Origin of the sequence: Pseudomonas sp. A-RE-19, from assembly GCF_019956555.1 — a bacterium.
GTDB lineage: Bacteria > Pseudomonadota > Gammaproteobacteria > Pseudomonadales > Pseudomonadaceae > Aquipseudomonas.
Genome location: NZ_JAHBDQ010000066.1, coordinates 217,077 through 224,517, shown reverse-complemented (window position 1 = coordinate 224,517; position 7,441 = coordinate 217,077). Strand labels below are relative to the sequence as shown.

Genomic DNA, 7,441 nt, shown 5'->3' with positions numbered 1-7,441 from the left:
CGCGCATTCTACAGCAGCCTCTGTTGCTGTCAAGCGGTTATTTTCAGAAGTTTTCAAAGTTTCGCTTGGAAATCTTTAACAACTTCAACCACTTGCGCTTCCGATCTCTCGTTAGCGGGAGGCGAATTCTACAGCGTTACTCGCTGCTGTCAACACCTCTTTTTCTCCGCTTTCGACCGAGAAGATCGAACCGTTAAAAGAGCCAAACAACACCGCTCTTTCAACTCCTTCTGGCTTCGATGAACTGAAGCGTAACCGCTGTCGAAAACTGCGTAACTCTTTGTTTACCAAGGAGTTTTCCGTTTCGACTGCGCCGGAAGTGGGGCGAATTATAGACGTCCAGAATCTGCCGTCAACCCCTGATTACGCTTTTCTATCAATAACTTGCAGAAAGCCGGAAAACTGCGCATTCCCTTCTATATAGGAGAGCAAAACCAGCCCTGCTATATAGAAGGAATCCTCAGAGCACTCCAGATGCCTTGAACCCAGCAACGACGTCAGCATCCAGCCCCAACACCCGCTGCAGTATCTCCAGCGTGTGCTCACCCAATAGAGGAGGCGCACTCCGGTACTCCACCGGCGTCTCGGACATGCGTATTGGGCTCGCAACCTGCGGCACCATTCCGGCCAAGGCATGGGGCAGTTCAATGGCCAACCCACGCGCCTGAACCTGAGGATCGGCAAATACCTGAGCAAGATCATTGATCGGCCCGCACGGCACACCTGCCTGCTCCAGCTGGGTCACCCATTCATTGGTGGTCTTGAACACGGTCGCCTGGCGGATAAGTGGAATCAATACCGCTCGGTTAGCCACCCGCAGCTTGTTGGTCGCAAAACGCGGATCATCCGCCCACTGCGGCTGTCCGGCCACTTCCGCAAACTTGCGGAACTGCCCGTCGTTACCCACCGTGAGGATGAAGTCACCATCTGCCGTAGGAAAGTCCTGATAAGGCACGATGTTCGGGTGGGCGTTGCCGAGGCGCTTAGGCGCAATACCTGTAGTCAGATAGTTCATCGCCTGGTTGGCCAGACAGGCCACCTGAACATCCAGCAAAGCCATATCTATATGCTGACCGCCGTCGCCCTGATCCCGATGAGCCAGAGCCGCCAAAATCGCTACCGTTGAATAGAGGCCAGTCAAAATATCTGTCAGCGCCACACCGACTTTCACCGGGCCCGCACCTTCATCTCCTTCGGGGCGACCAGTCAAACTCATCAGGCCGCCCAGCCCCTGGATCATGAAGTCATAACCTGCCCGCTTGGCGTATGGGCCGGTCTGACCGAATCCGGTGATCGAGCAATAGATCAGCTTCGGATTAATCGCCTTGATCGACTCATAGTCCAGCCCATAAGCCGCCAGGCCACCGACCTTGAAGTTCTCGATGAGGATGTCCGACTTCGCCGCCAACTCACGTACCAGCTGCTGCCCCTCGGGCCGCGTGAAATCGATGGTCACCGATTGCTTGTTGCGGTTGGCGGACAAGTAATACGCCGCTTCGCTAGTGTTCTCGCCATAGGCGTCCTTAAGGAACGGAGGCCCCCAGGCGCGCGTGTCATCGCCATTGCCCGGGCGCTCGACCTTGATGACTTCAGCGCCAAGGTCCGCCAGGATCTGCCCAGACCAGGGCCCGGCAAGCACCCGCGATAAATCCAGTACTCGTAGATGCGAAAGCGCGCCCATGGCCGTTCTCCTATTAATAGAACGCCTGGATGCCGGTCTGCGCGCGACCGAGGATCAGTGCATGGACGTCATGCGTACCTTCGTAGGTATTCACCACTTCCAGGTTGACCAGGTGGCGGGCGACACCGAACTCATCGGAGATACCGTTGCCACCCAGCATGTCGCGCGCCATGCGGGCGATGTCGAGGGACTTGCCACAGGAGTTGCGCTTCATCATCGAAGTGATCTCGACCGCAGCCGTACCTTCATCTTTCATGCGACCCAGACGCAGGCAGCCTTGCAGCGCCAAAGTGATTTCAGTCTGCATGTCGGCCAGCTTCTTCTGGATCAACTGTGTAGCCGCCAATGGACGACCAAACTGCTTACGATCCAGGGTGTACTGACGGGCGGTGTGCCAGCAGAACTCGGCAGCACCCAGAGCCCCCCAGGAAATGCCGTAACGTGCCGAGTTAAGGCAGGTAAAAGGGCCTTTCAAGCCACGGACATCCGGGAAGATGTTCTCTTCAGGGACAAACACGTTGTCCATGACGATCTCGCCGGTGATGGATGCGCGCAGGCCAACCTTTCCGTGAATCGCCGGAGCGCTCAGGCCTTTCCAGCCCTTCTCCAGAACAAAGCCACGGATATCGCCCGCATCGTCCTTACCCCAAACCACAAATACATCGGCGATCGGGCTGTTGGTAATCCACATCTTGCTGCCGGTGAGGCTGTAGCCACCTTCCACTTTGCGTGCACGAGTAATCATCGCGCCCGGGTCGGAACCGTGGTCAGGCTCGGTCAGACCGAAGCAACCGATCCACTCACCCGAGGCCAGTTTCGGCAGGTACTTCTGCTTCTGTGCTTCGGTACCGAATTCGTTGATAGGCACCATGACCAGCGAGGACTGCACGCTCATCATCGAGCGATAGCCGGAGTCGACACGCTCAACCTCACGAGCAATCAGGCCGTAGCTGACGTAGTTCAGACCGCTGCCACCGTATTGCTCAGGAATGGTCGCACCCAACAGACCGACTTCGCCCATCTCGCGGAAGATCGCAGGGTCTGTCTTCTCATGACGGAAAGCTTCGAGAACACGCGGCGCGAGCTTTTGCTGAGCGAATTGCTGGGCCGTGTCGCGAATCATGCGTTCTTCTTCAGTGAGCTGTTGATCCAGCAGCAGGGGATCGATCCAGTTGAAGCTAGCTTTACCGCCCATGAGTGAGTCCTCTCGAATCGGGTCAAATAACGTGGACCGATCCTAGGCCGGCTTCGGCGTCACGACAAACGAGGATTTTGCATACTGTTGTGCTAATTTCTCACTCCGTAGCGTCGCAAAATAGCCAAAATGCGATGTATTAGTGAGATTGACGTACATGCGCAGGAAGATTCCCAGCACAACTGCCCTGATCAGCTTTGAAGCGGCAGCGCGACACGAGAGCTTTACCAAGGCCGCCCAGGAACTTTCCCTCACGCAGGGAGCGATTTGCCGACAGATCGCCAGCCTTGAGGAGTTCCTTGGCGTCGAACTGTTCCGACGCTCGCGGCGCGGAGTGAAGCTCACCGAAGCCGGGCTTTCCTACAGCCGCCGAGTGGCCACCCAACTCGACGCGGTGGAACGGGACACCTTGTCAGTGATGGGCCAGCAAGGCGCCAACGTGATCGAACTGGCAGTGGTGCCAACCTTCGGTACTCAATGGCTACTGCCGCGCCTCAAGGATTTCCAGCATAAGCACCCAGAAGTGACGGTCAATCTCACCAACCGTACACGTCCCTTCCTGTTTGCCGACACCGACTTCGACGCCGCGATCTATTTCGGCGACGCCGACTGGTCGGGTACCGAATCCCACAGGCTGATGGGCGAAAATCCGATGCCAGTGTGCAGCCCCACATTACTGGGCAAAAAAGCGAGCCTGAGCCCCGGTGAAATCGCCGAACTGCCCCTGCTTCAACAGACCACACGTCCTTATGCCTGGCGCCAGTGGTTCAACTCCCAAAACCTGAATATCCCACGAGACATGACAGGACCGCGTTACGAGCTATTCTCCATGCTTGCTCAAGCCGCGATGCACGACATGGGGATTGCGCTGATTCCGCCGTTCCTGATTCAGCACGAATTGGCGGAGAAGCGCCTGGTGATTGCTAATACCCAAGCTTTATCGAGCATCAAGGCTTATTACCTGATGATTCCCGAACGAAAGGTCGAGTCAGCCTCTTTAAAGGCATTTCGCGATTGGCTGGTGAATCAGGCACAAAGCTACAACCTAGAAGGATAAAGGCCTACACCAATTAGCTGACCACGTAGTCAGCAAAACAAAAGCACTACAGACATAAGTATTTGTCGCATATCGGCAAACTGTACCGAGGAGCAGTACAAACGTCCCACAACGGCCTGAATACGTGGCCTTGAGCCTCTATTGGCAAGCAATGACCCCTCATTCACGGTGCCGATGTGCAAATTCTTAAAATTTTAATGAAATCCTTACAAGGCACGGCCTGCAAGGGATTGAACCGGTTGGTTGCGACATTCGGTCACGGGGTGACTTGTAGTTAATTTTCCGTCACCCGTCATAATCCCTTGAAGGGCACAAAGTTCGCCTGCAAAATGCCGCGCCCCGCCCTGATTAGGCGGGATCGTGCTGATCGGCCGCCCCAGACGCACCATCCGAAGTGCCTGGGTTTACTCAATAAGATCACGCAGGAGATTTGACGTGCACATTGGTGTTCCTCTCGAAACCCAGACGGGTGAAACACGGGTTGCTGCAACCCCGGAAACCATCAAGAAGCTGATCGGCCAGGGTCATAAGGTCACTGTGCAAAGCGGCGCCGGCATTAATGCCAGTGTGGTCGACAGTGCTTATGAAGCGGCAGGCGCAACCATTGGCAGTGCCAACGATGCGTTTGGTGCCGAGCTGATTCTCAAGGTGGTCGCCCCCAGCGACAGCGAGCTGACGCTGATCAAGAGCGGCACCGTAGTGGTGGGCATGCTCAACCCGTTCAGCAATGAAACCATTGCCAAGCTTGCTGAGTGCGGCATTACCGCGTTCGCACTGGAGGCCGCGCCGCGCACCTCCCGCGCCCAGAGCCTGGATGTGTTGTCCTCCCAGGCGAACATCGCCGGCTATAAGGCCGTGTTGCTGGCCGCTCACTACTATCCACGCTTCATGCCGATGCTGATGACGGCGGCGGGCACCGTGAAAGCGGCGCGCGTGCTGATTCTTGGCGCTGGCGTAGCCGGTTTGCAGGCGATCGCCACGGCGAAACGTCTGGGTGCGGTGATCGAAGCGTCCGACGTACGTCCGGCGGTGAAGGAACAAATCGAATCCCTGGGTGCGAAATTCGTCGATGTGCCGTACGAAACCGATGAAGAGCGCGAATGCGCCGTCGGTGTCGGCGGTTACGCACGCCCCATGCCGGCCAGCTGGATGCAGCGTCAGGCCCTGGCCGTGCACGAACGCGCCAAGCAGGCTGACATCGTCATCACCACTGCACTGATCCCGGGCCGCAAGGCGCCGACGCTATTGAGCGCCGAAACCGTGGCACAAATGAAACCTGGCTCGGTGGTCATCGACCTCGCGGCAGCCCAAGGCGGCAACTGCCCGCTGACCGTGGCCGATCAGGTGGTCGTCGAGAATGGCGTGACCATTTGCGGCCCGACCAACCTGGCCGGCGCGGTCGCGGCAGACGCGTCGGCACTGTACGCGCGCAACCTGCTGGACTTCCTGAAGCTGGTCTTCAACAAAGAAGGCCAGTTTGAAGTGAACCTCGAAGACGACATCGTCGCCGCGTGCCTGATGTGCCGCGACGGCCAAGTCATCCGCAAAAACGCCTAAGCAGGGATTCAGACGATGGAAGAGCTTATCTCCCCCGGTATCTACAACCTGATCATCTTCGTGCTGGCGATTTATGTCGGTTATCACGTGGTCTGGAACGTTACACCTGCACTGCACACGCCGTTGATGGCGGTGACCAACGCCATTTCGGCGATTGTGATCGTCGGCGCCATGCTGGCGGCCGCTTTGACCGTGACACCACTGGGCAAGACCATGGGCACCCTGGCGGTGGCTCTGGCGGCGGTGAACGTGTTCGGTGGTTTCCTCGTAACGCGTCGCATGCTTGAGATGTTCAAGAAAAAAGCCCCGAAAGCCGTAAAAGAAGAGGCGCCCAAGTAATGAGCATGAACCTTGTCACGACGCTCTACTTGATCGCGTCGATCTGCTTCATCCAGGCCCTCAAAGGCCTGTCGCACCCCACCACGTCGCGGCGCGGCAATGTCTACGGCATGCTCGGCATGGCCCTGGCGATCCTCACTACCGTGGGCCTCATTTATAAGCTGGGTGCCGAGCTTGCTACTGCCGGCATTGGCTACGTCATCGTCGGTCTGCTGGTCGGCGGCACCGCCGGCTCGATCATGGCCAAGCGCGTTGAAATGACCAAGATGCCGGAGCTGGTCGCCTTCATGCACAGCATGATCGGTATGGCCGCAGTGTTCATCGCCATCGCGGCAGTGGTCGAGCCACAGTCACTGGGCATCGTTAAACACCTGGGGGATTCGATTCCGGCGGGCAACCGTCTGGAGCTGTTCCTCGGCGCTGCCATCGGTGCAATCACCTTCTCCGGTTCGGTGATCGCGTTCGGCAAGCTGTCGGGCAAGTACAAGTTCCGCCTGTTCCAGGGCGCACCGGTACAGTTCGCTGGCCAGCACAAGCTGAACCTGCTGCTGGGTATGGCGACGCTGGCACTGGGCATCACCTTCATGCTGACCGGCAATCTCAGCGCGTTTGCTCTGATGCTGGCCCTGGCCTTCGTGATGGGCGTGCTGATCATCATCCCGATCGGCGGTGCCGACATGCCCGTCGTGGTGTCGATGCTCAACAGCTACTCCGGCTGGGCAGCAGCGGGCATCGGTTTCTCGCTGAACAACTCGATGCTGATCATTGCCGGTTCGCTGGTGGGCTCAAGCGGTGCGATCCTCTCGTACATCATGTGCAAGGCGATGAACCGCTCCTTCTTTAATGTACTGCTCGGCGGGTTCGGCAACTCGGCAGACGCGGCCGGCCCGGCGGGTTCGAAAGAGGCTCGTCCGGTGAAATCCGGCTCGGCTGACGACGCCACGTTCCTGCTGACCAACGCCGACACCGTGATCATCGTTCCGGGCTACGGCCTGGCGGTAGCACGGGCGCAACATGCGCTGAAAGAGCTGACCGAGAAACTGACCCACCGCGGTGTGACCGTGAAGTATGCGATCCACCCGGTTGCCGGTCGGATGCCTGGCCACATGAACGTGCTGCTGGCCGAGGCCGAAGTGCCTTACGACCAGGTGTTCGAGATGGAAGACATCAACTCCGAGTTCGGCCAGGCCGACGTGGTGCTGGTGCTCGGTGCCAACGACGTGGTCAACCCGGCGGCCAAGAACGATCCGAAATCGCCGATTGCCGGCATGCCGATTCTCGAAGCGTTCAAAGCCAAGACCATCATCGTCAACAAGCGCTCGATGGCCAGCGGTTACGCCGGCCTGGACAACGAACTGTTCTACCTCGACAAAACCATGATGGTCTTCGGCGACGCCAAGAAAGTCATCGAAGATATGGTTAAAGCGGTCGAGTAAAACTTTTCGGTCACCTGAACGCCCCGACTCGTCGGGGCGTTTTTGTTTGTATCTGTTACAGATCCTGTAACGGTGTTTTGTCTGAAAGACCCAGAATAGACACCTGGAATGCGACCTTGGTAGCGGGACGCAGGCTCATCAAATTCACTAGACTGCGTACCTTGCTTCCGTTGCCC

General features: G+C 57.7%; 6 protein-coding genes. 4 read left to right on the top strand and 2 right to left on the bottom strand.

Translation table 11 applies throughout. The annotated features are described in order from the left end of the window. Positions 1–460: 460 nt before the first annotated feature. Together KGB14_RS25425 and KGB14_RS25420 are read right to left on the bottom strand one after the other, a co-directional pair. Positions 461–1,681, bottom strand: coding sequence for a CaiB/BaiF CoA transferase family protein (locus KGB14_RS25425; protein ID WP_223489716.1), 1,221 nt, complete (start codon positions 1,679–1,681; stop codon positions 461–463). Between the two features lie 13 nt (positions 1,682–1,694). After that, positions 1,695–2,876, bottom strand: coding sequence for an acyl-CoA dehydrogenase (locus KGB14_RS25420; protein WP_030129615.1), 1,182 nt, complete (start codon positions 2,874–2,876; stop codon positions 1,695–1,697). A gap of 157 nt (positions 2,877–3,033) precedes the next feature. Here KGB14_RS25420 and KGB14_RS25415 point away from each other — a divergent pair, with 157 nt between their 5' ends. The 4 genes from KGB14_RS25415 to KGB14_RS25400 all read left to right on the top strand — a co-directional run bounded on the left by KGB14_RS25415 (position 3,034) and on the right by KGB14_RS25400 (position 7,265). Next, positions 3,034–3,933 (top strand): LysR family transcriptional regulator, encoded by a 900-nt coding sequence (locus tag KGB14_RS25415; protein WP_223489715.1) that lies wholly within the window; start codon positions 3,034–3,036, stop codon positions 3,931–3,933. Between the two features lie 435 nt (positions 3,934–4,368). Continuing rightward, positions 4,369–5,490, top strand: a complete 1,122-nt coding sequence (locus KGB14_RS25410) for a Re/Si-specific NAD(P)(+) transhydrogenase subunit alpha (protein ID WP_123358427.1) — start codon at positions 4,369–4,371, stop codon at positions 5,488–5,490. A gap of 15 nt (positions 5,491–5,505) precedes the next feature. Continuing rightward, positions 5,506–5,829 (top strand): NAD(P) transhydrogenase subunit alpha, encoded by a 324-nt coding sequence (locus KGB14_RS25405; RefSeq protein ID WP_003187010.1) that lies wholly within the window; start codon positions 5,506–5,508, stop codon positions 5,827–5,829. Beyond that, on the top strand, positions 5,829–7,265 hold the full coding sequence (locus KGB14_RS25400) for an NAD(P)(+) transhydrogenase (Re/Si-specific) subunit beta (RefSeq protein ID WP_223489713.1): 1,437 nt from the start codon (positions 5,829–5,831) through the stop codon (positions 7,263–7,265). Before KGB14_RS25405 ends, KGB14_RS25400 begins: the two co-directional genes overlap by 1 nt. The last annotated feature ends 176 nt before the right edge of the window (positions 7,266–7,441 follow it).